The organism is Pengzhenrongella frigida (genome assembly GCF_004168625.1).
Taxonomy (GTDB): domain Bacteria; phylum Actinomycetota; class Actinomycetes; order Actinomycetales; family Cellulomonadaceae; genus Pengzhenrongella; species Pengzhenrongella frigida.
This window is the reverse complement of sequence record NZ_SDWW01000111.1, coordinates 1-1,477: the sequence shown is the minus strand read 5'-3', so window position 1 is coordinate 1,477 and position 1,477 is coordinate 1. Positions and strand designations below refer to the sequence as shown.

Here is a 1,477-nt window from a genome sequence, read left to right as displayed (position 1 = left end):
CCCACGGTGATGATGGCAACACCTCGTTCAAGGTGTGACTCAGCCACCCACTGACGTTCTTGTGGACTGTCTTGTGCATGATCTGTCCGTCTTGGACGGGGCTGCTGTAACGCATGCCGACCAGACGGGCATGACCTCATAGGAGCTTGGCCAACAAGGTCCCATCACCGTGCTGCCTGCCCGCCTGGCCGGTTTTGCCTCTCCCTATGCAGGAAGGCATCACCATCATGACAAGCATTCACCCAGCCGCTCACCCGGCCGCTCTCCCGGCGGTCATCGCCGGGGTCGACACCCATGCCGACACCCACCATGCCGCGGTGATCGCCACCACTGGCGTCCACCTCGCCGACGCGGAGTTTGACGCGACCGCGGATGGCTACCGGGAACTCAGGGTATTCATCACGAGCTTCGGCCAGCTCCAGACAGTCGGCATCGAAGGCACCAACTCCTACGGAGCCGGTCTGTCGCGCCACTTGCGCCAATCCGGGATCCGGGTCGTGGAGGTGATGCGCCCCAAGCGTCAGGCTCCACGCCGACGGGGCAAGTCCGACCCGATCGACGCCTTCGCCGCCGCGGCTGCGGTGCTCGCAGGCGGTGACATGCCAACCCCGAAGAACGCGGACGGTGACGTCGAAGCGATCCGGGTCCTGCACGCCGCCCGCCGCTCCGCGGTCAAGGCCCGCGGCAACGCGTCCCGGCAGATCAAATGCCTGCTCGTGACGGCCCCTGACTTCGTTCGCGCGCACTTCAGAGGCCTGTCCGACAAGAACCTGCTCGCCAGCCTCAACGCAGTGCGTCCGGGCCCAGCACGCGATGGCGTCGACCAGGCCACCCTGCATGCCCTGCGGCACCTGGCCCGCCGGCACCGCTACTTGAGCGAGGAGATCCTCCAACTCGAGAGCGACCTGGAGGTCATCGTCACCCGCGCCGCCCCGGCACTCATCGCAGCCAAAGGCTTCGGCCTGGTCACCACCGCACAGCTGCTCATCACCGCCGGGGACAACCCCGACCGGATCACCGGCGAAGCCTCCTTCGCTGCGCTGTGTGGAGTCGCACCGATCCCCGCGTCCTCAGGTAAGACCACCCGGTTCCGGCTGTGCCGGGGAGGCGACCGGCAAGCCAACTGCGCCCTGCACCAAGTCGTCCTGGTGCGGATGTCGTGCGATCCGCGCACTCGCGCCTACATCGCCAAACGCACCGCCGAGGGCAAGAGCACCCGCGACATCATGCGCTGCCTCAAACGCGCCGTGGCCCGCGAGGTCTACCACCTGATCACCAACCCCGTCGCGGTGCCTCGCACCGACGACCTGCGCCCCCTTCGCCTGGCCAGAGGACTCACCCTTCAAACCGCCTCGGGCCACTTCGCCGTCTGGCCCGCAAAGATCTCCCGCATCGAACGCGGACTGACCCGCGACGACGAACTCGCCGACGCCTACCGCCAATGGCTTCAGGCCGCTTGACACCTATAGGAGCATCA

1 pseudogene is annotated in these 1,477 nt (G+C 66.9%); it reads left to right on the top strand.

The annotated features are described in order from the left end of the window. Positions 1-227: 227 nt before the first annotated feature. Positions 228-1,277 (top strand): annotated as a pseudogene (locus EUA98_RS19540) (IS110 family RNA-guided transposase); the annotation flags it as partial. Positions 1,278-1,477: the final 200 nt, after the last annotated feature.